A 21,654-nucleotide genomic window follows, 5' to 3' on the forward strand; every position below is an offset into this window, starting at 1 on the left:
GCGCATACCTGCGACGACAACGGATAGAGGAACGACATGAGCGACAACCTGCCCGGCGGCGCCCTGACCCCCGCCGACGGCCTCACCCTGAGCCGGATGGGGTACGGCGCGATGCAGCTCGCCGGCCCGCACGTCTTCGGCCCGCCGCGCGACCGCGCGCAGGCCCTCGCCGTCCTCCGCGAGGCCGTCGACCAGGGGGTACGCCACATCGACACCAGCGACTTCTACGGCCCGGTGGTGGTCAACGAGCTGATCCGCGAGGCGCTGCACCCGTACCCCGAGGATCTGCACCTGGTCACCAAGGTCGGCGCGCGGCGCGGCGACGACGCCTCCTGGCTCCCCGCGCTCGCGCCGGACGAGCTGAAGGCCCAGGTCCACGACAACCTCCGGCACCTCGGCCTGGACGCCCTCGACGTGGTCAACCTGCGGGTCGGGGTGGCCGAGGGCACCGGCGACGATCCCCTCTCCGAGCAGTTCGGCGCCCTGGCCGAGTTGCGGCAGCAGGGCCTCATCCGTCACCTCGGGCTCAGCAACGTCACCCTCGCCCAGCTCACCGAGGCCCAGGCCATCGCCCCGGTGGTCACCGTGCAGAACCTGTACAACCTCGCCAACCGGCAGGACGACCCGCTTGTCGACCGCTGCGCGGCGGAGAACATCGCGTTCGCCGCGTTCTTCCCGCTCGGCGGCTTCACGCCGTTGCAGTCCGACACACTCAACGCCGTGGCCGCCCGGGTGGGCGCCTCGCCGCAGCAGGTCGCCCTGGCCTGGCTGCTGCAGCGCTCCCCCACCATGGCGCTGATCCCGGGTACCTCCACGCTGGCACACCTGCGGGAGAACCTCGCCGCGGCCGACCTGACGCTGCCGGCCGACGCGATCGAGGATCTGAACACGATCGGCGACTGAACGCGAAGTCGGGCGTGCTTGCGCGTACCCCGGCCCGTGCTGGCGCCGCCGGGCCCGGCGCTGGCGTGACGGCCTGCGTCGGGCCCTGCCTCGCTAGTGCTGGTGAGGGCGGTTGCGGATGAGGGTGAGCGCGAGGACGGCGGTGACGAGGAAGACGATGCCGCTGACCCGCAGACCGGCCTGGACTCCGGAGGTCATGGCCTCGGCGAGCGCCGACCGGACCGGCTCGGGCAGCGGCTCGCCACCGGTCGCGCCGGACGCGACCGCCGCCTGCACGGCGCTCCGGGTGGGCTCGCCCACCTGGTGGGCGGCGAGCCGGTCGGGCAGGTCGGCCGCCATCGTGGTGGTGAGCAGCGTGCCCAGCAGGGACGAGCCGAGCACCGAGCCCACCTGGCGGGAGGCGTTGACCGCGCCGGAGGCCATGCCGGCCTGGGCGGGGGCCACGCTGGCCAGCGCCGCCGCCGTGGCCGGTGCCACCACCAGACCGCTGGCGGCGCCGAACAGCACGAACAGTGCCCAGCGGTGGTCGAACGTCGTGGTCGGACCCTGCGCCGCCAGCCCGAAGGTGGCCACCGCGCCGAGCACCAGGCCGACGGTGAGCGGCGCCTTGAATCCGGTACGCCGGATGGTCCGCCCGGCGGCGAAGGCCGCCAGGATGTACGCGCCGAACAGCACCAGCATCCGCCAGCCGGTGTCCAGCGGGCTGAGCGCCTGGGCACGCTCGTGGAAGAGGACGAGCAGGATCGCCACGCCGGTGAAGCCGAACAGCGACACGGCGGCGACGACCATGACGGCGCTGAACGACGCCGAGCGGAACAGCCGTACGTCGAGCATCGGCGCACTGCTGCGCAGCTCGACCAGCACGAACGCGACGAGTGCGGCGGCCGAGACGAGCCAGGCGGTCGACACGACCGGGCTCGTGTAGCCGTCGCGTCCGCCCTGGATCATGGCGTAGACCGCGGCGGCGATGGCGACGGTGCCGAGCAGCAGGCCGGGCAGGTCGAGTCGTCCCGCGCTGGGCCGGGACTCGGCCACCCCGATCGCGGTGACGACGAGGGTGACCACGCCCAGCACGATCGTCGACACGTAGACGCTGTGCCAGGAGTGGTGGCGCAGCAGCGCACCGGCGATGAGCGGGCCCACCGCCAGACCGATGCCGGAGGCGGCCGACCAGGCGGTGATGACCTCGGTGCGGCGGTGCGGGTCGGTGAACGTCGCGCCGAGGATCGCCAGGCTGTTCGGCAGGATCAGGGCGCCGCCGAGGCCGGCGACCAACTGGCCGACGATCACCCAGCCCACGGTGGGCGCGCTGGCCACGGCGATGCCGCCGACGATCATCGCGAGGATGCCGGCGCCGAACATGCGCCGTCGCCCGTAGCGGTTGCCCAGGGTTGCGGCGGAGAGCACCAGACTCGCCACGACCAGGGTGTAGGCGCTGGGGATCCAGATCACGGTGGTCGGGTCGACCCGGAGGTCGGCCTGGATGGTGGTCAGGGCGGAGACGGTGGCGGTGATCTGAAGGAACGTGATCATCGCGCCCAGACACATGGCGATCAGGGTCACCGGGCGGGAGCCGCGAACGGTCGCTCGGGTGACGGCGGCCGGTCTGTTCGGGGCCGTGCTGCTGGTGGTCACTGGACGTCCTCGGGTCGGGGTTCGGCTGACTTCTGCATAGCGTAGCCAGGGTAACGCCCAGTGAATCACCTGGCTAGTGTCAGCGCAAGCCAGGTAAGCTGGATGACATGGAGGACCTACGGGACGACCGCGAATCCTGGTCGATGGAGAACTGCTCCGTCGCACGGGCGATGGACATCGTGGGCAGCCGTTCGACGATCCTGATCATGCGTGAGGCGCTGCTCGGCACCCGGCGGTTCGACGACTTCGTCCGCCGCGTCGGGGTCGGCGAGCCCGCCATGGCCGCCCGGCTCAAGGAGATGGTCGCCGCCGGCCTCCTCGAACGGATCCCCTACCGGGAACCGGGCCAGCGCACCCGCCACGAGTACCAACTCACCCGCAAGGGCCGCGACCTGCTGCCCGTCATCACCGCACTGCGCAACTGGGGCGACACCTGGAGCGCCGACGAGGCCGGCCCCGGCATCCGGGCCACCCACCACGACTGTGGCGAGCCGGTCCGCGCGGTACTCCGCTGCGCCGCCGGGCACGACGTCAAGGACGGCGAGATCGACATCACCGCCGGGCCGGGCCTGATCCGCCGCGCCTGACGCCCTGATTCGGCGAGCCCGCACGGCCGATCGGTGCGGGTGGCGGGCCGCCCGTCGGCGGCCCGTCACCCTCCGGATCAGAGCACGACCTGGTGCACCCGGTCGTCCACGCCGCGCACCGCCAGCCAGGCGCTGCCGTTCGCGCCCGCGGCGGCCCCCGGCGCGCCACGGAACGCGTCGGTGGCGAACTCGCCGCGCCGGAACCAGCCGCCCCACGCCCCGTCGGTCAGGTTGCGCTGCCAGAGTCGGTTGTCGGCGGCCAGCGCGAACAGGTAGACCCGGCCGGAGGTGGCGAGCAGGGTCGGGCTGCCGCTGGTGGTGCCGCCCAGGTTGGTCCAGGCGGACCAGGTGGTGCCGGTACGGCTGCGCCACCACACCTCGTCGGTGCGGCTGCGGACCGCCACGTGCAGTACGCCCGCGTCGTCGACGACGGCGCTCGGCCGACCGTAGAACGGCCGGTCGTCAGGGGCCCCGAGGCCGGTCCAGCCGGTGGTCGGGGTCCGCGACCAGAGCTTGCCGTCGGCACCCCGGGCGACGATCGTCCACTGGGTCTCGCTGGTCCAGGCCACCGTCGGGGCATCGGTCAGCGAGCCACCGAGACTGCGCCACGGCCCCCACGCGCCGGCGACGTAACTGCGCTGCCAGGCGGCGTTGTCGGTGCCCCGGACGAACACGTCGATCCGCCCGTTGGCCGACCCGTACGCGGCCGGCTGGCCGAGGATCCGGCCGCCGACCGGGCCGCCGAGCGTCGTCCACCCGGTCCCCCACGTCGTACCGGAGCGGGTGTTGACCGCCAGTGCGCCCTGCGCGTCGCGGACGAAGGCCGTGGCGTGCGTGTCGTCGACCCGGACCAGCGCGGGGCTGGCGCTGGCGGTGCCGCCCAGGTTGGCGCCGGCGACCTGGGCGGTGCCGGTCAGACCGAGCATGGCCACCCCGTGCGCCGGAACCTCGACGGTGTACGAGCCGGTGAACGGCTGCGTACCCGAGGTGCCCGGCTGGGCGTCCACGTCGGCGCGGGCCCACAGGTCACGGACGCGGACCTGGCCACCGAGCGCGACGTCGGCGAAGGTCACCGTGATCTGCTGGGCGGCGTCGTGCCGGTTGAGCAGCGCGACGGCCCGCCTGCCGGAGCCGGCGAGGACCTTGCTCCACACCTGCGCGTCGGTACCGGTGTCGGCGACCTTGACACCCTGCCGGACCAGCGGGTCCTGGTCCACCGCGACGATCTCCGGGTTGGTCAGCGCGGAGACCATGTCCTGCGGCAGGCCCCGCGGGTCGGAGCCGATCACCAGCGGCGCGGCCATGATGGCCCACATGCCGAGCTGCGTCCTGGACTCCTCCAGGCTCAGTTCGTACCCACCCTCGGGCAGCGGACGCATCGGCAGGAGGTAGTCCGGGTCGTTGTAGTGCCCCGGACCGGTGGCCGCCGGGTGGTACGCGTTGACGTCCATGTTGCGCAGCACCCACGGAAACGCCCACTGCGGAGTCGGGTCGGTCAACCCCACGTCGGTGTACGTCCGCCACGAGTCGGCGACGGTCGGCGCGTACGTGTAGCTCCAGGTGGAGAGCTGCTCCGGGGCGTACGGGCCGCCACCCCAGTCCGAGCTGACCGGGTTGCAGATGTTGAGCAGCATCGGCCGAGGCGACTGGTGTACCGCCTCGGCCAACTCGCGGAAGGTGGTCTCCGGGTCGAGGCCGGCGGCGCGACCGCAGAGCCAGTCGGCCTTGAGCGCGTCGAAGCCCCAGCCGGCGAACTGGGCGACGTCGGCCTGGTAGTGCCCGTTGCTGCCGAGCCCGCACTGCCCCGGCAGGTACGGGCCGGCGTCGGTGTAGATACCGGCCTTCATGCCCTTGCTGTGGATGTACGCGGCCAGCGCGGCCATCCCGCCGGGGAAGCGGGCCGGGTCGGCGACGAGCTGACCGGCCTGGTTGCGCGGGGTGGGTGCGGCCCAGTTGCCGTCGATCCAGACGTACGTGTAGCCGGCGTCGCGCAGGCCACTGGCGACCATGAAGTCGGTGACCGACCGTACTTCGGCCTCGGTGGGGTCACCACCGAGACCGAAGTAGGTGTTCCAGCCCTGGTAGGGCGTCGGAGCGAGCCCGCTGTTGTAGAACGTGGGCGCGCCCTGGTCCTCAGCGCCGGCGCCGACCGGGGCGTGACCTGGTCGACCCGGCCCCTGCCCGGGGCCCGGTCGGCCGGGCCCGTCACCGGGATCGGGTCGGCCCGGCCCGTGCCCGGGGCCGGTGTGCGGCGGATTGGCCGCCTGCGGTGGGCCGGCGTTGGCCGGCAGCGGAGCGACCACGCCGAGGCCGAGCACGGCCAGAGCGACGGTCATCGGTCGGTTCAGGCGCATGGAGGTACTCCTGTCCCTCGGGGGTGGGGGTGGTGGTGCTCCGGCCTCAGTCGCGGGTCAGCACGATGAGGTCGGCGTCGTGGGTCGGGCTCCACCGCACGGGCAGGCCGACCGCGGCGAGGTGGCTGCCGGAGTAGTGCTGGTCGCCGTGCCGGTAGCGACCGGCCGGGTCGAGGCCGCGCAGGGGCAGCCGGACCGGGCGGGACGGCAGCAGACCGGCTCCGTCGAGTCGGCCGGTGTGCCAGGCCAGTACGACCACCCTGCGCTCGTCCGGTGCGGTGTACTGCACCGCGCAGCGGGCCTGGTCGGGGCCACCGATCAGGTGCACCTCGCCGGTCGTGATGACGTCGCGGATCTCCTTGTACCGGGCGATCCATCCGGCGGCCTCGGCCCGCTCGGCGGGGGTCCACGCGCGGATGTCCGCGCCGATGCCGAGTACGCCGGCCATCGCCAGGACGAACCGGAACGCCAGCGAGCGCGGCCGGGTGTCGAACAGACCGGACGCGTCGGTGACCCACGAGCTGAGCAGGTGCGGTGCGTTGGCGTGCAGGAAGCCGTACTGGATGGCCAGCCGGTCCAGCGGGCCGGTGTTGTCGCTCGGCCAGAAGACGTCCGCGCGTGCGGCCATCGCCAGGTCGGTACGCGCCCCACCGCCCGCGCACGCCTCGATCAGCACACCGGGATGGTCCTGCCGCAGCCGCTCGTAGATCCGGTGCAGGTTGGCGACGTGTGCGCCGTCCAGGTCCAACGGGCCGACACCACCGGGACGACCCGGCTCGGTACGCGGTCGGTTGAAGTCCCACTTCAGGTAGTCGATGTCGTACCGGCGCAGCAGTCCGTCCACCGTGGAGTGCACGAACTCGGCGACCTCCGGTCGACCGAGGTCGAGCAGGTACTGGTTACGCACCGGGGTGATCGGCCTGCCGTCGACGGAGTAGACCCAGTCCGGATGCTCGGCGTAGAGGGACGACTTGGGGTTGACGCATTCCGGTTCGACCCAGAGCCCGAAGTTCAGCCCGAGCGCGCGGACGTCGGCGATGAACGCGTCGAACCCGGCCGGGAACTTCGCCGGGTCGGGCGTCCAGTCGCCCAGGCCGGCGGTGTCGTCGTCGCGGCCGACGAACCAGCCGTCGTCCACCACGAACGTCTCCACGCCCAACTCGGCGGCGATCCGGGCGAGCGCGAGCTGGCTCTGCGCCTCGACGGCGAAGTAGGTCGCCTCCCAGGAGTTGTAGAGCACCGGGCGCGGCGTGAGCCGCTCGACGGCCAGCAGCCTCTGGTGGGTGTGCCAGACCCGGGCCAGCCCGTCCAGGCCGTCCGGGCTGTACGCCCCGGTGACCACCGGCAGGGTCAGCCGCCCGCCGGGGGCCAGCTCCAGCGGACCGTCGACCAGCTGTCGGCCGACCCGGACCCGGGTCAGACCGCCGGTGTCCCGCTCGGCGGTGATCTCCCACGAGCCGGTCCAGGACAGGGCCATCCCCCAGGCCGGACCGCCCGGCTCGGCGGCGTCCCGGACGGTCAGCCAGGGTACGTGCAGGTGCCCGGGTACGCCCTGGGAACTGCCGATGCCGAACGTGCCGTGACTCAGCTCGACGTGGGAGAGCTGGAACTCCTGCGCCCACTGCCCCCACTGGTGGCTGAGCAGCGCGCCGTGCGGCGTCGGAACGCAGAACCCGCCCGAGCCGGCACGGACCACCCGCAGCGGGCCACTGCCGTCGTTGGTCAGCTCGACCCAGCGCTGCACGACGTCGGTTCCGGTGGGCACCCGGTAGTGCACGGTGACGCGCAGCCCGGTGACCGGGTCGGCGAAGTCGACGGCCAACTCCCGCTGGTCGGCGTCGACCCGCGCGTCGGTGTGCAGGAGACCCACGCGGCGCTCGCCGCGCGGGTTCTCGATCACCAGATCCGCGCCCAGGAACGGGCGGTCGGCGTCGGTGGCGTATTCGATGGGGGCGGCGTCCCCCGCGGTGAGGAACGGCACCGGGCCGTCGTAGGCGACCGGTGACGGCCCGTCGGAGACGCCGTGCGGGCCCCACGCGACAAGTTCCAGCCAGCGGCCGTGCGCCGGCACGGTCACCGTGTACTCGGTGTGCGCACCGCGCAGCGTCCACCGGTGCCCGGCGGTCACTTGACCGCTCCGAGCGCCAGGCCGGAGACGAAATGCCGCTGGAAGCGCAGGAACACCGCGACGGTGGGGACGGCCGCGATGACCGTGCCGGCCGCGATGACGTTCCAGGACGAGACGAACTGCCCCTGGAGGCCGAGCAGCGCCGGGGTGACCGGCATGTTGTCGTCGGTCCGCAGCACGGTGATCGCCCAGAGCAGGTCGTTGAAGATCCAGGTGAACGAGAGCGCCCCGAGAGCCGCGAGCGCGGGCCGGGTCAACGGCAGCATCACCCGGGTGAAGATCTGCGCCGTGCCCGCGCCGTCGATGGTGGCGGCCTCCTGGATCTCGCCCGGCAGGTCCCGCATGAAGCCGTGCAGGACGAACGTGTAGAAGCCGAGCCCGAAGCCGACCTGCACCGCGATGAGCGCCCAGAGCGTGTCGTACAGGCCGGTCAGCTCGCTGAACTTGGCCACCGGGATGAGCAGGATCTGCGGCGGCAGCAGGTTGCCGGCGAGCATCAGCAGAAGGATGGTCCGCCGGCCGGGGATCCGGAAGCGGCTCAACGCGAACGCGGCCATCGCCGCGAGGCCGAGGCTCAACACGACCGACGGGACGGTGACCACCATGCTGTTGATCAGCGCCCGCAATTCGCCGCCGTCGGTCCACGCCTGCCGGTAGGTGTTCAGGGTGAACGACTGCGGCAGGCTGCCCACCCCGTGCGCGGCGATGTCGTCGAAGGACCGGGTGGACATCACCACCACCCAGAGCACCGGGCCGAGCCAGAGCAGCGAGAGCAGGATCATGCCGGTGTGGAAGGCCCCGGTGCGGAGCTTGTTCATCACGCCTCCTCCCGGAACGCGCGGACCAGGTAGCCGAGGATGACGGCCAGGGCGAGCACGAAGATCACCACGGCGATCGCGGAGGCGTAACCCAGCCGCAGACTCTGGAACGCGGTCGAGTACATGTACGTGCTGAGCAGCTCGGACGAGTGGTACGGCCCGCCCTTGGTGAGCGACCAGACGATGTCGAACGAGCGCAGCGAGTCGATGACGATGACCGACAGGACCACGGCGTTGACCCCCTTGAGCTGGGGGATGGTGACGTGTCGCAGCCGCTGCCAGGAGTTCGCGCCGTCCATCCGGGCCGCCTCGTGCAGTGCCGGGTCGATGGCCTTGAGGCCGGCCAGGAACAGCACCATCACGTAGCCGATCTGCCGCCACAGAGCGGGGAGGATCACCGCGTACAGGGCGGTCTGCGGGTCGGCCAGCCAGGGGCGGATCAGGTGTTCCAGTCCGACGGCCCGCAGCAGCGTGTCGGCGATGCCGTCGGGCTGGTAGAACACCCGCCAGACCAGGGCCGTCACCACCAGCGAGAAGACCACCGGGGTGAAGAGCGCCGCCCGGTAGAAGCCGACACCGCGCCGCTCCTTCTGCAGGACCAGCGCCATGCCGAATCCGCCGAGCACCGAGAGGCCACCGAAGAGCACCAGCCAGATGACCGTGTTGACCAGCGCGCCCCGGAAGGTGGGGTCACCGGCCAACTCGACGTAGTTGTCCGCGCCGACGAAGGCGGGCGGCGACATCCCGTCCCAGCGGGTGAGCGAGAACCAGAAGCCCTGCAGCGCCGGCCAGAACACCCAGACGCTCTCGACCGCGAACGGCACCAGGACGAACGCCACCAGCAGCGGCGACAGTCGAGCCGACCGTCGCCGCTGCCGGATGGGGGTGACCGAAGTCGTGGAGATCGTTGCTGTCACGTCAGCCCTTGAAGACCTTCTCGGCGCCGGCCTGCCACTCCCGCAGGATCGCGTCGATCTGGTCCGGCTTGTCGATGAACTTGGTCAGCGCGGTGTCGGCGGTCGGCTGGAGCGCGTCGCTCGAATCGCGGTTGAAGAACTGGGTCAGCTCCTTGGCCTCGTCGAGCATCGCCTTGCCCTTGGCGACCAGCGGCGAGTCGGACGCCTTGGCCTTGGGGTTGGCCGGCAGCACGATGCCGGAGCTGGCCTTGACGTACGCCTCCTGGGCCTCGGCTCCGGCCAGGTAGGTGAGCAGCGCCTTGGCGCCGGTCGGGTTGGCGGTCTTCGCGCTGGCGAAGAAGCCGTCGGTCGGGGCCTCCTCGGCCAGCGGCACCGCCGGGTCGATGATCGGGAACCGGAAGAAGTCCAGGTCACCGAGCGCGTCCTTGGGCGCGGCGTCGGCGAAGAACGTGCCGATCAGGAACATGCCGGTCTTGCCCGCCAGCAGCGCCGTGGTCGCCTCCTGGAACGGGTACGCCTTGCCCTTGGGATCGAAGTACGGCAGGGCCTCGCGCCAGCGGGTGAAGACCGCCTTGACCTTCGGGTCGTCGAAGCGCTGCTTGCCGGCCAGCAGCTCGCGGTGGAACGACGCGCCGTTGATGCGGATGTTGAGGTAGTCGAACCAGGCCGAGGCGACCCATGGGGTGTCGCCGAGACCGATGCCGATCGGCGGAACGCCCTTGCCCTTCAAGGTCTCGCACAGCGCCAGGAAATCGGTCCAGGTCTTCGGCTCCTGCACGCCCCACTTGGCGAAGTTGGACTTGCGGTAGAAGAAGCCCCACCAGTAGTTGTTCATCGGCACGAAGATCTGCTTGCCGCTGGCGTCGGTGGAGAGGGTGCGCAGCGACTGCGGGTAGTCGCCCAGCGTCTTCCAGACGTCGGAGACGTCCAGCAGCAGGTCGCGGCTCGCGTAGTCGTTGGCGACCGAGCCCGCGTACCAGGTGTAGAGGTCCGGCGGGTTGGCCGAGGTGAGGTAGGTCGGCAGCTGGGTCCGGAAGGTCTCCGACGCGATCGTGTTGAGGCTCGCCGTGCCCTTGCCCTGCCCGTTGAAGGTGGTGATCAGCTTCTCCATCGCCGCCTTGGCCTGGGGCGACGAGAGGTTCGACTGGATCGTGATCGCGCCAGAGCCGTTACCCGTCGCCGGTCCGCCGGCGGAGCTGGCGCACGCGCTGAGGAACGAGCTCGCGCCGAGCGCACCCAGGCCGGCGAGCCCGAGGTGGCCAAGGAATCGCCGGCGACCGGGGTCGAAGTCGCTCACGGTGGTGTCCCTCCTCTACGACACGCAGCGTCACGACGCGATGTGTCGGCCATGTGAATGTGTGTGACCAGAAGGTTGCATCGGCCCTCGCCGGCTGTCAAGATATCTTCGTAATTAATGATTAGACGAGACCGAGGCGAGGTCAGGTGAATCAGCCCATGCGCCGGCTCGAGGGCAAGAACGCGCTGTTCACCGGCGCAATGGGCGGCATCGGCGCCGCCGTCGCACGGCGGCTCGCCGCAGAAGGCGCCGCCGTCGCGCTCTTCGACGTGGTCGACGCGACCCCACTGGCCGAGGAACTGACCACCCACGGCAGTCGGGCACTGTCCGTAGTGGGGGATGTCAGCGAGGAGGCCGACTGGACGGCCGCCGTCGACGCCACGCGGGACCGACTCGGTCCGGTGGACATCCTCGTCAGCACCGCCTACGCCGTACGGGTCGCCCCGGCCCACGAGACCAGCCGACGATCCTGGGACCACCAGCTCGGCGTCAGCCTCACCGGCTCGTTCCTCGGCGTCCGTGCCTGCCTCGACGACCTGCGGGCCCGTTCCGGCGCGGTGGTGCTGATCTCCTCGGTGCACGCGCTGGTCGGGCTGCCCGGCCGGCCCGCGTACGCCGCGGCCAAGGGTGGCCTGGTCGCGCTCGGCCGCCAGCTCGCCGTGGAGTACGGCCCACAGGTACGCGTCAACACCGTGCTCCCCGGCCCGATCCTCACCGCCGCGTGGGCTGACGTGTCCGAAGAGGACCGGCAGCGCAGCGTCGCGGAGACCGTGGCGAAACGCTTCGGCACCCCGGACGAGGTGGCCGCCACGGTCGCGTTCCTCGCCTCCCCGGACGCCGCCTACGTCACCGGCGCGAGTCTCGTGGTGGACGGTGGATGGACCGCGGTGAAAGCCTCGGCCTGAGAGATCGATACCGACCAGCGAGAAGGCCAGGAGAGCATTGGCACAGTACGCACGCCGCGGAGTCCACGGGCAGACCGTCGAGGCGATCGCCCGTCGCATCCTCACCGGCGAGATCGCCGCCGGCGCGACCCTGAACATCGGCGCGCTACAGGAGGAGTTCGACGTCAGCCTGACCGCCCTGCGCGAGGCGCTGAAGGTCCTCTCGGCCAAGGGAATCGTCGACGCCCGGCAGAAGCGCGGCACCTTCGTCCGGCCCCGTACCGACTGGAACCTGCTCGACGGCGACGTGATCCGCTGGCAGTTCGCCGAGGGCGCCGACCAGCACCTGCTCGACCAACTGCACGAGGTACGCGCCATCATCGAACCGGCCGCCGCCCGGCTGGCCGCCAGCCGCGCCACCGAGGCCGACGTGAGCGCCCTCGAGCGGGCGCTGGCCGAGATGGCCGAGGCCGACGGCGACCCCGCAGCCGCCGTCGCCGCCGACCTCGCCTTTCACCGCGCCCTGCTCGCCGCCACCCACAACGAGCTGCTGGAGCGGATGGAGGTGGTGATGGAGACCGGGCTCGCCGAACGTGACCGCCTGGTGCACGGTGGCGCCGCGCACGACGACCCCGTCCCGAGTCACCGCGCGGTGGTCGACGCGCTGCGCGAGCGGGACGAGTCGGCGGCCGAGACCGCCATGCGTGAGTTGCTGGACAAGGCCGTCCGCGACGTCGAGAAGGCACGGGGACGAAGGGGCAGTCAGTGAAGATCGAGCGCATCGAGACGTTTCTGGTCGCGCCACGGTGGTTGTTCTGCCGGGTGGAGACCGACGACGGGCTCGTCGGCTGGGGCGAACCGGTGGTCGAGGGGCGCGCCGAGGTGGTGCGCAGCGCGGTCGAGGTGCTCGCCGAATACCTTCTCGGCCAGGACCCTCTGCGCATCGAGCAGCACTGGCAGGTACTCACCAAGGGCGGCTTCTACCGGGGTGGGCCGATCCTCTCCAGCGCGGTCGCCGGCCTTGACCAGGCACTCTGGGACATCGCCGGGCAGGCGTACGGCGCGCCCGTGCACGCCCTGCTCGGCGGGCCGGTCCGGGACCGGGTGCGGATTTACTCGTGGATCGGCGGCGACGAGCCCGACGAGGTCGCCGACGCGGCCGCCGCGCAGGTCTCCGCCGGTCTCACCGGGGTCAAGATGAACGCCTGTGGGCGGCTCTCCGCCATCCCCACCTCCGCCGAGGTGGATGCGATCGTCAACCGGGTCGCCGCCGCCCGCGAGGTGCTCGGGCCGTCCCGGGACATCGCTCTGGACTTCCACGGTCGCGCCGGCCTGGCCGCCGTACGCCGCATCCTGCCCGAGCTGGCGCCGCTGCGCCCGTTCTTCGTGGAGGAGCCGGTCCTGCCCGACCAGGCCCACCACCTGCACGACATCGTGGCTGGCACGCCGATCCCGGTGGCCACCGGCGAACGCCTCTACGGCCGCTCCGAATTCCTCACCCCGTTGCAGGCCGGGGTCGCCGTGGTTCAGCCGGACCTGTCACACGCCGGTGGCATCTCCGAGGTCCGCCGGATCGCCGCGCTGGCCGAGACGTACGGCGCGGTGCTCGCTCCGCACTGCCCGCTCGGCCCGATCTCGCTCGCGGCAAGCCTTCAGGTGGCTTTCGCGACGCCGAACTTCCTGATCCAGGAACAGAGCATCGGCATCCACTACCACGCGGGCTCCGAGTTGCTCGACTACCTCGTCGACCGGGAGCCGTTCCGGTTCGTCGACGGGCACATCGTCCGCTTCGACCGGCCTGGTCTCGGCATCACGGTGGACGAGGCGGTGGTGCGCAAGGCGGCGCAGACCCCGCACGCCTGGCGCAACCCGGTCTGGCAGCATGCCGACGGATCGTTCGCGGAATGGTGACCCGGCCGGTCCCGCTGCGCGTGGAGTACGACGCGGCCCACGGCGGCCGGTGGACCAGCCTGCGCGGCGGCGACCGGCAGTGGCTGTGGCGGGGCCCGCAGCCGGGCCGCCACGAGGTACGCCCCGGCGACGCGTTCGTCGACGCCGGCGGGCTGGAGGAGTGCCTGCCCACCGTGCGCGGCGAGCCCGACCACGGCGAGATCTGGTCCCACCCGTGGCGAACCGTCGGCCCCGACACCGTGGTCATCGAGCGGCCGACGTTCACGCTGAGCCGGCGGCTCACCGACGACGGTGGCGTGGTGGTGGCCGACTACCGCCTGACCGCCGATCCCGGTTACCGCTTCGTGTGGGCCGCGCACGCCCTGCTCGGCCTCTCCCCCGACGCCCGTCTCGACGCGCCCGCCGGCACGCCTACCCGGCTCCACCCGGAGGCCGCCGCGCTGCTCCCCCCGGGTGCCTGGCCCACCGATGCCCCGTGGCTCACCGGCCCGTGGCCCTCCCCGGCCGGCCTGACTCTGGACACCTTCGGTGCCGACGACGGCACCGCTGTCGGCGCGGTGCTCCTCGACTGTCCCCGCGTCCAGGTCATCGACGGCGACGACCGGCTGACCCTGGAACTGGAGTGTGACGGCCAGCCGCGCAGCACCGCACTCTGGCGCAACCTGGGCGGCTGGCCGGCCGACTGCCCCTACCGCAGCATCGGTGTCGAGCCGATGCTCGGCAGCGCCTTCGACCTGGCGGACGCCGGTCCGGCCGACGCGGCGGTCGTCCCGCCCGCCGGTGAGGTCACCTGGCGACTCAGCATCTCCGCCCACCGCATCCACTGAGGACATCCACGATGAACCTGCTCGACGAGCTGCGTACCCACCGGTTGTTGGCCATCGTGCGCGGCCCGGACCCGGCGGCCGCGCTGACCGCCGTGCTCACCCTGGCCGAGAACGGTGTCGCGCTGATCGAGGTGTCGTTGACCAGCGCCGACGGGCTCGGCGTCATCCGCCGCGCCCGGGCCGCGCTCGGGTCCGACTACGCACTCGGTGCGGGCACCGTCCTCAGCGTCGAGGCCGCCCGGGCGGCCGCCGACGCCGGTGCCGGTTTCCTGGTCACCCCGGCGCTCGCACCGAGCGTCGCCGAGGCCGACCGGCTCGGGCTGCCGGTGCTCGCCGGCGCGCTCACCCCCACCGAGGTCGTACAGGCCGACAGCGCCGGGGCCACCGCCGTCAAGCTCTTCCCGGCGTCGCTCGGCGGGCCCGACTACCTGGGCGCGCTGCGCGACCCGTTCCCCGACACCGCGTTCGTCCCCGTCGGTGGGATCGACGCGGACAGCGCGCGGCGCTACCTGGACCGGGGAGCGGTGGCGGTCGGAGTCGGCTCCCCGCTGCTCGGCGACGCCGTCCGTGGCGGTGACCCGGCCGCGCTGCGCGAACGCGCCGCCGCCTTCCGCACGGCGGTCCGACCGTGATCGACCTGCTCACGCTCGGCGAGACGATGGCGGCCTTCCGCACCACCGGCCCCCTGCGGCTGGGCGGCACCGCCGGGATTTCCGTCGCCGGGTCCGAGGCGACGGTGGCGATCGGGTTGGCCCGGCTCGGCCACCACGCCGCCTGGATCGGGGTCACCGGCGCGGACGAACCCGGCGGGTTGGTCCGCCGTACGCTGCGTGCCGAGGGCGTCGACCTGGCCTGGTCCCGCATCGACCCGGCGGCGCCCACCGGGCTGATCCTCGTCGAGAACCGGGTCGCCGACATCAACCGGGTCACCTACCACCGCGCCGGCTCGGCCGGTTCGCGGCTGGGGCCGGCCGACGTCACCCGCGCCTTCGACGCGCTCGACGGGCCACCCCGGCTGCTGCACGTCACCGGGATCACCTGTGCGCTGGGCGTCGAGCCGTACCGCGCCGTGGTGGAGGCCGTGCGACGTGCACGCGCGGCCGGTACCACCGTCTGCCTGGACGTCAACCACCGTGGCCGGCTCTGGAACGTCGCCGAGGCCGGCAGGGCGCTGCGCCCGCTGCTGTCCTCGATCGACCTGGTGATCGCCTCCGACGACGAGCTGCCGGTGCTGACCGACGCGCCCGACCCGGTCGACGTGCTGCTCACCTCCGGCGTGGGCGAGGTCGTCGTGAAGCACGGCGGTGACGGAGCGACCAGCCACCAGACGACCGGCAGGCTGCACCGGCCTGCCCGGGCAGTGCCGGTGGTCGACACCGTGGGCGCCGGTGACGCCTTCGTCGCCGGTTTGCTCTCCGGGTGGCTCGACGGCCTCGACGCGTCCGGTCGACTGGACCGCGCGGTCACCACCGGCGCGTTCGCGGTCGCCAGCAGGGGCGACTGGGAGGGCCTGCCCGATCGGGCGGAGCTGGCGCTGCTCGACCACGGGCCTGGCGGTACGGTCCGCTGAACGACGCGGGCGACGGTCGGTGAACCGGAACCGGCCGGCGTCAACCGCCGCGAAGCCCTGAACCGCCACGCACCCCGGACCGCCACGCACCCCGGACCGCCACGAACCCCTGAACCGCCACGCACCCCGGACCGCCACGAACCGCTGAACCGCCACGTACCCCGGACCGCCGGAGAGCCGCAGGAGGAGCGAGATGGAGCTGACCGAACCGACCGTCTGGAACGCGGAACGGTTGGAGCTGGGCGAAGGGCTGCGCTGGGTCGACGGCCGGCTGGTCCTGGTCGACCTGCTGGCCGGGCGGCTGCTGGAGACCGACGGTGACCGGCCTGCCCCGCTCCGGGAGCTGCGCCGCCTCGACGTCCCGCTCGGCGCGGTCGCCCCGGTCGCCGACCAGCCCGGCGAGTGGCTGGCCGCCGCCGGCACCGGCATCGCCGTGCTGCCCGCCGCCGGTGACCCCCGGCCGGTCGCCGAACTGGTCGCCGACGCGCCCGAGCCGACCCGGATGAACGACGCGGTCGCCGACGGGCACGGCCGCTTCTGGGCCGGCAGCATGGCGTACGCGCAGACGCCAGGCGGGGGCACGCTGTTCCGGCTGGCGCCCGGTGCCGCGCCGGTGCCCGTGGTGACCGGCATGGCCATCCCGAACGGGCCGGCGTTCGACGCCGCCGGCACCACCATGTACCTGGCGGACACGCCGCGCGGTGAGATCGACCGGTTCACCGTCGACGCGGCCACCGGTGACGTGCACGGGCGGACGCCGTTCGTGCGGCTCTCCCCCGGCGAGGGCAGCCCGGACGGGATGACGGTCGACGCGGCGGACCACCTCTGGGTCGCGCTGTGGGGCGGCTCCGCCGTCCGCCGCTACCGGCCGGACGGCACCCTGGACCGGGAGGTCCGGCTACCGGCGGTCCAGCCGGCCGGCATCTGCCTGGGCGGCGCCGACCTGCGGCGTCTCTTCATCGGCACCGCCTCGGTCGGCCGCACGCCCGCCGGCCCGATGGATGGCGCGCTGCTCGCGGTCGACGTACCCGTCCCCGGCCTGCCCGTCTCCCATGCCCACGCGGTCTGACCCGACCGGCAGGTATCTCCCGAAGCCGCACGGCGGAGGCATATCGGACGCCGGGGCGGGAATAGGCAGGCCGTAGGCGACAGTCGGTCGACCGGCAGGGGGCTGGACGATGAGCACCGTGGAGCGTGCGTCATGAACGGGCCGGTCGGCGACGAGCCGGTCGGCGAGCTGGAGTTGGTGCACACCTTCACCGGCCCGATGCCGACCGGGGTGAGCGTCTCGCACCAGGGGCGGATCTTCGTCAACTTCCCGCAGTGGGGTGACGAGCCGCCGGCCACCGTCGTCGAACTGCGCGACGGCCAGGAGGTGCCCTTCCCCGACGAGGCGTGGAACAGCCCGTCCGGGGTCGACGACGCGGGCGCGTTCGTGTCGGTGCAGAGCATCGTGGTGGACCCGGCGGACCGGCTCTGGGTGCTGGACACCGGCAGCCCGATGTTCCAGCCCACCAAGCCCGGAGGGCCGAAGCTGGTCCGGATCGACCTGGACACCGACACGGTGGCCCAGGTGATCACCTTTCCGCAGGACGTCGCGCCGCCGACGACGTACCTCAACGACGTCCGTTTCGACCTGCGTCGCGGCGAGGCGGGGATCGCGTACATCACCGACTCGGCGGACTCCGGGCCGAACGGGATCATCGTGGTGGACCTGGCCAGCGGCGCATCCTGGCGGCGGCTGCACGACCACCCGTCCACCAAGGCGGACCCGCTGACCACCTTCCGCCCCTTCGTCGAGGGGCGGCCGCTCCTGACCCGCCCGCCGGACGGCCCGCCGCAGCCGTTGACGATGGGCTCCGACGGCATCGCCATCTCGGCCGACGGCGAGCGGCTCTACTACTCCCCGCTGATGTCCCGGCACCTGCACAGCGTCTCGGCCCAAGCGTTGGCCGACCCGTCGGTGACCCAGGAGGCGGTCGCGGCGACCGTCGTCGACGAGGGAGACAAGGGGACCGGGTCGGACGGGTTGGAGTCGGACGACAAGGGGCGGCTCTACTTCACCTCGTACGAGCACAACGCGGTGCTGCGGCGGTCGCCGGACGGCGCGTACGAGACCCTCGTGCACGATCCGCGCCTGCTCTGGCCGGACACCATGTCGGTGGCCACCGACGGGCACCTCTACGTGACCGCCAACCAGCTGCACCGGCAGCCGCAGTACCAGCGGGGCCAGGACCTGCGGCGCAAGCCGTACGCGCTGTTCCGCATCCGGATCGACGCCGGTCCGGTGCTGCTGCGCCGCTGAGCCGTAGGCATGGCCGCTCGGGCGGCGGGTAGCCCGTCGGGTGGCCGACTGGCAGGAGCTGTTCGTCCCGGACACCCCGCTGTTGGAGATCGTGGTCCGGGGCAGCGTCATGTACCTCGCGCTGTTCACCCTCCTGCGGGTCATCCTCAAGCGGGAGAGCGGCACCACCGGCGTCACCGACCTGCTGGTCATCGTGCTGCTCGCCGACGCCGCCCAGAACGGCATGTCCGGTGGCTACAACTCGGTGACCGACGGGGTGCTGCTGGTCGGGGTGATCATCGGTTGGTCGTACCTGCTGAACGCCGTGGCGTACCGCTGGCCGGCCGCCGCCCGGCTGATCCGACCCAGCTCGCTGGTGCTGGTGCGGGACGGACGGATCCTGCGGGAGAACATGCGCCGGGAGCTGATCACCGACGAGGAGTTGCACACCCTGCTGCGCGAGCAGGGCGTCGTCGACCTCGACCAGGTTCGGGAGGTGCGGATGGAGGCCGACGGGCGGTTCAGCGTCACCACGCGCACGCCCGGCCGACCCCGGGGGGACCGTGGCGCGCAGGGCGGTCTCGGCTGACCGTCCTGCGCGACGTCCCGCCTCAGTTCACCGGCAGGGTGCGGTCGAGCAGGTCGAACAGGGCCACCCAGTGCCGCTCGGTGCCCTGCTCGTGGTACATCGGGGTGTCGGCCATGGTGAAGCCGTGGTGCGCGCCCTCATACACCTCGGAGCGGTACCGCACGCCGGCGGCGTCGAGCGCCTGCTCCAGGGTGGCGATCTGCTCGGGCGTCATGGACTGGTCCGCGTCGGCGTGCCCGAAGTACAGCTCGCCGGTGATCGAGCCGACGCCCCGGTGCGGGCTGTCCGGCGCATCGGTGACGACCCGCCCGGCGTGGAAGCTGGCGACGGCCGCGATGCGGTCCGGGTGCGCCTCGATGGCCAGCAGCGCGTTGGTGCCGCCCATGCAGTAGCCGGTGATCGCGACCGGGCCCGGCCGGACGTCCTCGCGGGCGGCCAGGAAGTCCAGGTAGGCGGCGGTGTCGCGGCTGATCACGTCGGGGGTCAGCGCCCCGATCAGCGGCACGATCTTCTCGAAGAGGGCGCCCCGCTGGTCGGCCTCACCGAGCCGGGACAGGTCGAACAGCGGCGCCCGGCCGGCCCGGTAGAACAGGTGGGGCGTGAGCACCAGGTAGCCCCGTTCGGCGATCCGCTCGGCCATCTCGACCAGGCGGGGCCGCGGCCCGAAGGCGTCCATGAACAGAAGCACGGCCGGGAACGGACCGTCGCCGTCGGGCCGGGTAAGGCTCGCGTCCGCCACACCGTCGCTGGTCGGGATGTCCACCGTCGTCGTCTGCACCGAGCCTCCTCGTACGCCGATCTTGGTCCGTCCACGACGTTACTCGGCCTACCTGGGTGCCTGAGGCCGGTGGGCCACGCAGGAGCCGGCGATGAAGGACGCCGCGGGGACGTGCCAGTTCACGCTGGTAGGAAGCGGACCGCGTCGGCGACCACGTAACCGTCGGTGTCCTCGGTACGGATCAGCACGCTCCCGTCGCTGCCCGCCGTGAACGGGTAGGTGCCCAGCGGCACCCACTGACCGCCGGACTGCCGCTGATCGACGGTCCGGGTCGTCACTCCACCGGAGTACGCGATGTCCACCGGCACGTTCGTCGCCCGGTTCGGGTGCGCGGTCCAACGCAGGTGCACGGTCCACGATCCGGATGTGGGCAGTGTCGGGCGGAACCGCAGCCGGTTGACGCCCTTGGCGGTGTTGCCGTCGTGCTCGTAGTCCACGCCGTGGTAGCCGCCGACGTCGCTGCTGCGTACCCAGGTACCGGCCCGGGTGATGCCGCTGGCCGAGGCGTTGTCGAGGATCACCTCGCCGGGCGTACCCCAGTCCAGCACCCCGCCGTCCTGACGCAGCCGGGCCTGGAGGGCGGGTACGGAGACGGCCTGCACGGCGAGGTTGCCGGTGAGCGCCAGCGCCGCCGCGGTGGCCGCCGCCTGCCCGAGGATCATGAACACCGGCTCCATCCGGATCGAGCCGTACGCGATGTGGCTGGCCGACAGGCAGACCGGCACCAGCAGGTTGGCGCACTGGTTCTGGTGCGGGACGATCGCCCGGTAGCTCACCGGGTACGGCTGCGGGACGCTGATCTGCACGTCCCCCTCGTTGCGGACCCACCCGTCGACCACCACGCGCTGGCAGTTGTGCGAGTCCATCGTGTAGCTGGCCAGGCCCACCGAGTCGGTGGCGCGTACCCGGCCCCGACAGTCGGCCTCGGTCATCACGTACGCGGAGACCATCCGGCGGGCCTCGCGGATGTAGAGCAGCGGCGGCCAGCCACCGGTGGTGGTGAACTCGTCGACCGGCAGCCCCCATCGGGCGGTCGAGTCGCGCACGGTCGCCGGCAGCCGGGGATCGTTGGCCAGGAACCACATCAGCCCCTGCTGGTACGTGCGGTGGTCGGCGATGATGCTCTCCCGGACCGCCCAGCTCGCCGTCGGGTACGCGTGGTTGAGGCCGATGTGGTCGGTGGAGACCGCGCCGTTGTTGTTGGAGTCGGTCTTGCCACCACCGATCGAGTGGGTGGTGAAGTACGGCCCGGTGTACCCGGCCTGGATGTGCCGCAGCAGCAGCTCGTACCGGATCGGGTCGTATCCGGACGGCTTGGCGAACGGGATGCGGTTCGCGGCCTGGGTGAGGCACATCCGGAAGCAGTACGCCTGGATGCGGTCGTCGCCGCTGCCGCGTGGGGCGAGTGGGGTGGCGGAGATCCCCGGCAGCAGGCCGCTGGCGGGCGAGCCGGCCGTCACGTACGGGTCGACGGGGTAGACGAACTGGTGGGTGTTGCCGGACTGCACCCCGTTGATCGTCTCGCCGTAGGTGTCGTTGGACTCCCGCCCGACGGTGAACCCCACCCCGGCCATGGCGAGCAGGTCACCCTCGTAGGTGGCGTCGACGAACATCCCGCCGGCGTAGACCGACCCGTCCTCGGTGCGCAGTTCGGTGATCCGGTTGCCGGTGCGGCCGAGGCTGGACAGCCGGGCCCCGACGACCACCGGGACGCCCGCCTCGGCCAGCATCTCGGCGAAGACCTGGGCGGCGATGTGCGGTTCGAAGGTCATCCGCAGCGGGGACGTGGGGGTGAGCGTCCCGCCGTGGTACCTGACGTACACCCGGCGGTAGAACTCGGCGGCCAGCCCGCCGATGGACGCCTGGACACCGGTGTCGGTGGCCCCGAGCCCGGCGGTGCTCAGCCCGCCGACGTGGCTGGTGGGCTCGATGACCACGGCGGTGCGGCCGAGTCGGCGCATGGTGATCGCGGCGGCCAACCCGCCGGAGGTGGCGCCGTAGACGACCAGGTCGGCGGTGGTGACGGCGGCCCGGGCGGGGCCGGCGCGGAACGGGTCGGCCAGGCCGGCCAGGACGAGACCGGCGCCACCGGCGGTCAACAGCCGGCGACGGGACAGGGGAAGGGACACGGCGAACTCCATCGGGGTAACCGGAGGGGACGGTTACAGAAGC

At 72.4% G+C, this 21,654-nt stretch carries 19 protein-coding genes; 11 read left to right on the forward strand and 8 right to left on the reverse strand.

All coding sequences use genetic code 11. The features are described 5' to 3' along the window. Nucleotides 1–36: 36 nt before the first annotated feature. Nucleotides 37–903 carry an oxidoreductase gene (locus tag AC3EN4_RS01445; RefSeq protein WP_435204153.1) on the forward strand — a complete coding sequence of 289 codons (867 nt, stop codon included), beginning with the start codon at nucleotides 37–39 and terminating at the stop codon, nucleotides 901–903. 93 nt (nucleotides 904–996) lie between these two features. Here AC3EN4_RS01445 and AC3EN4_RS01450 read toward each other — a convergent pair whose 3' ends face one another. After that, nucleotides 997–2,538: an MFS transporter gene (locus AC3EN4_RS01450; protein WP_435204154.1), complete on the reverse strand. Its 1,542-nt coding sequence runs from the start codon at nucleotides 2,536–2,538 to the stop codon at nucleotides 997–999. A 107-nt stretch (nucleotides 2,539–2,645) separates the two neighbouring features. Here AC3EN4_RS01450 and AC3EN4_RS01455 point away from each other — a divergent pair, with 107 nt between their 5' ends. Beyond that, entirely contained in the window at nucleotides 2,646–3,125 is a 480-nt protein-coding gene (locus tag AC3EN4_RS01455) for a winged helix-turn-helix transcriptional regulator (RefSeq protein ID WP_435204155.1), read from the forward strand. A 77-nt stretch (nucleotides 3,126–3,202) separates the two neighbouring features. On the opposite strand, the gene AC3EN4_RS01460 is transcribed toward AC3EN4_RS01455, so the two are convergent. The 5 genes from AC3EN4_RS01460 to AC3EN4_RS01480 are packed head-to-tail and all read right to left on the reverse strand — an operon-like array spanning nucleotide 3,203 to nucleotide 10,639. Then, complete coding sequence (locus tag AC3EN4_RS01460; RefSeq protein WP_435204156.1) at nucleotides 3,203–5,479, reverse strand: DUF8189 domain-containing protein; 2,277 nt, start codon at nucleotides 5,477–5,479, stop codon at nucleotides 3,203–3,205. A gap of 46 nt (nucleotides 5,480–5,525) precedes the next feature. Then, entirely contained in the window at nucleotides 5,526–7,607 is a 2,082-nt protein-coding gene (locus AC3EN4_RS01465) for an alpha-galactosidase (RefSeq protein WP_435204157.1), read from the reverse strand. Further along, nucleotides 7,604–8,425 carry a carbohydrate ABC transporter permease gene (locus AC3EN4_RS01470; RefSeq protein WP_435204158.1) on the reverse strand — a complete coding sequence of 274 codons (822 nt, stop codon included), beginning with the start codon at nucleotides 8,423–8,425 and terminating at the stop codon, nucleotides 7,604–7,606. Before AC3EN4_RS01470 ends, AC3EN4_RS01465 begins: the two co-directional genes overlap by 4 nt. Continuing rightward, complete coding sequence (locus AC3EN4_RS01475; RefSeq protein ID WP_435204159.1) at nucleotides 8,425–9,342, reverse strand: carbohydrate ABC transporter permease; 918 nt, start codon at nucleotides 9,340–9,342, stop codon at nucleotides 8,425–8,427. The genes AC3EN4_RS01470 and AC3EN4_RS01475 overlap by 1 nt, the downstream gene beginning before the upstream one ends. Nucleotide 9,343: 1 nt before the next feature. Beyond that, entirely contained in the window at nucleotides 9,344–10,639 is a 1,296-nt protein-coding gene (locus tag AC3EN4_RS01480) for an ABC transporter substrate-binding protein (protein WP_435204160.1), read from the reverse strand. A 146-nt stretch (nucleotides 10,640–10,785) separates the two neighbouring features. On the opposite strand from AC3EN4_RS01480, the gene AC3EN4_RS01485 reads away from it, so the two are divergent. The 9 genes from AC3EN4_RS01485 (at nucleotide 10,786) to AC3EN4_RS01525 (ending at nucleotide 18,704) form a co-directional block, all read left to right on the forward strand. Next, the gene (locus tag AC3EN4_RS01485; protein WP_488179798.1) at nucleotides 10,786–11,544 is read left to right on the forward strand and encodes an SDR family NAD(P)-dependent oxidoreductase; all 759 of its coding nucleotides are present in this window, start codon (nucleotides 10,786–10,788) and stop codon (nucleotides 11,542–11,544) included. A gap of 37 nt (nucleotides 11,545–11,581) precedes the next feature. Next, nucleotides 11,582–12,292: a FadR/GntR family transcriptional regulator gene (locus AC3EN4_RS01490; protein ID WP_435204162.1), complete on the forward strand. Its 711-nt coding sequence runs from the start codon at nucleotides 11,582–11,584 to the stop codon at nucleotides 12,290–12,292. Beyond that, nucleotides 12,289–13,434 (forward strand): galactonate dehydratase, encoded by a 1,146-nt coding sequence (gene dgoD, locus AC3EN4_RS01495; protein WP_435204163.1) that lies wholly within the window; start codon nucleotides 12,289–12,291, stop codon nucleotides 13,432–13,434. The genes AC3EN4_RS01490 and dgoD overlap by 4 nt, the downstream gene beginning before the upstream one ends. After that, the gene (locus AC3EN4_RS01500) at nucleotides 13,428–14,261 is read left to right on the forward strand and encodes an aldose epimerase family protein (RefSeq protein WP_435204164.1); all 834 of its coding nucleotides are present in this window, start codon (nucleotides 13,428–13,430) and stop codon (nucleotides 14,259–14,261) included. The genes dgoD and AC3EN4_RS01500 overlap by 7 nt, the downstream gene beginning before the upstream one ends. Nucleotides 14,262–14,272: 11 nt before the next feature. Further along, nucleotides 14,273–14,893, forward strand: coding sequence for a bifunctional 4-hydroxy-2-oxoglutarate aldolase/2-dehydro-3-deoxy-phosphogluconate aldolase (locus AC3EN4_RS01505; RefSeq protein WP_435204165.1), 621 nt, complete (start codon nucleotides 14,273–14,275; stop codon nucleotides 14,891–14,893). Continuing rightward, nucleotides 14,890–15,831: a sugar kinase gene (locus AC3EN4_RS01510; protein ID WP_435204166.1), complete on the forward strand. Its 942-nt coding sequence runs from the start codon at nucleotides 14,890–14,892 to the stop codon at nucleotides 15,829–15,831. Before AC3EN4_RS01505 ends, AC3EN4_RS01510 begins: the two co-directional genes overlap by 4 nt. Before the next feature lie 193 nt (nucleotides 15,832–16,024). Continuing rightward, a complete protein-coding gene (locus AC3EN4_RS01515; RefSeq protein ID WP_435204167.1) occupies nucleotides 16,025–16,900 on the forward strand; it encodes an SMP-30/gluconolactonase/LRE family protein in 876 nt (291 codons plus the stop codon). 132 nt (nucleotides 16,901–17,032) lie between these two features. Beyond that, the gene (locus AC3EN4_RS01520; RefSeq protein WP_435204168.1) at nucleotides 17,033–18,136 is read left to right on the forward strand and encodes an L-dopachrome tautomerase-related protein; all 1,104 of its coding nucleotides are present in this window, start codon (nucleotides 17,033–17,035) and stop codon (nucleotides 18,134–18,136) included. Nucleotides 18,137–18,176: 40 nt separating this feature from the next. After that, a complete protein-coding gene (locus AC3EN4_RS01525; protein WP_435204169.1) occupies nucleotides 18,177–18,704 on the forward strand; it encodes a DUF421 domain-containing protein in 528 nt (175 codons plus the stop codon). A gap of 22 nt (nucleotides 18,705–18,726) precedes the next feature. Here AC3EN4_RS01525 and AC3EN4_RS01530 read toward each other — a convergent pair whose 3' ends face one another. Together AC3EN4_RS01530 and AC3EN4_RS01535 are read right to left on the reverse strand one after the other, a co-directional pair. Then, nucleotides 18,727–19,482 (reverse strand): dienelactone hydrolase family protein, encoded by a 756-nt coding sequence (locus AC3EN4_RS01530; RefSeq protein ID WP_435204170.1) that lies wholly within the window; start codon nucleotides 19,480–19,482, stop codon nucleotides 18,727–18,729. Between the two features lie 119 nt (nucleotides 19,483–19,601). Beyond that, entirely contained in the window at nucleotides 19,602–21,611 is a 2,010-nt protein-coding gene (locus AC3EN4_RS01535; protein ID WP_435204171.1) for an FAD-dependent oxidoreductase, read from the reverse strand. Nucleotides 21,612–21,654: the final 43 nt, after the last annotated feature.

The organism is Micromonospora sp. bgisy143 (genome assembly GCF_057708145.1).

Coding starts and splice junctions, on each gene's coding strand:
- AC3EN4_RS01445 (WP_435204153.1), top strand. CDS start 37: ATGAGCGACAACCTGCCCGGCGGCGCCCTGACCCCCGCCGACGGCCTC.
- AC3EN4_RS01455 (WP_435204155.1), top strand. CDS start 2,646: ATGGAGGACCTACGGGACGACCGCGAATCCTGGTCGATGGAGAACTGC.
- AC3EN4_RS01460 (WP_435204156.1), bottom strand. CDS start 5,479: ATGCGCCTGAACCGACCGATGACCGTCGCTCTGGCCGTGCTCGGCCTC.
- AC3EN4_RS01470 (WP_435204158.1), bottom strand. CDS start 8,425: ATGAACAAGCTCCGCACCGGGGCCTTCCACACCGGCATGATCCTGCTC.
- AC3EN4_RS01500 (WP_435204164.1), top strand. CDS start 13,428: ATGGTGACCCGGCCGGTCCCGCTGCGCGTGGAGTACGACGCGGCCCAC.
- AC3EN4_RS01505 (WP_435204165.1), top strand. CDS start 14,273: ATGAACCTGCTCGACGAGCTGCGTACCCACCGGTTGTTGGCCATCGTG.
- AC3EN4_RS01515 (WP_435204167.1), top strand. CDS start 16,025: ATGGAGCTGACCGAACCGACCGTCTGGAACGCGGAACGGTTGGAGCTG.
- AC3EN4_RS01520 (WP_435204168.1), top strand. CDS start 17,033: ATGAACGGGCCGGTCGGCGACGAGCCGGTCGGCGAGCTGGAGTTGGTG.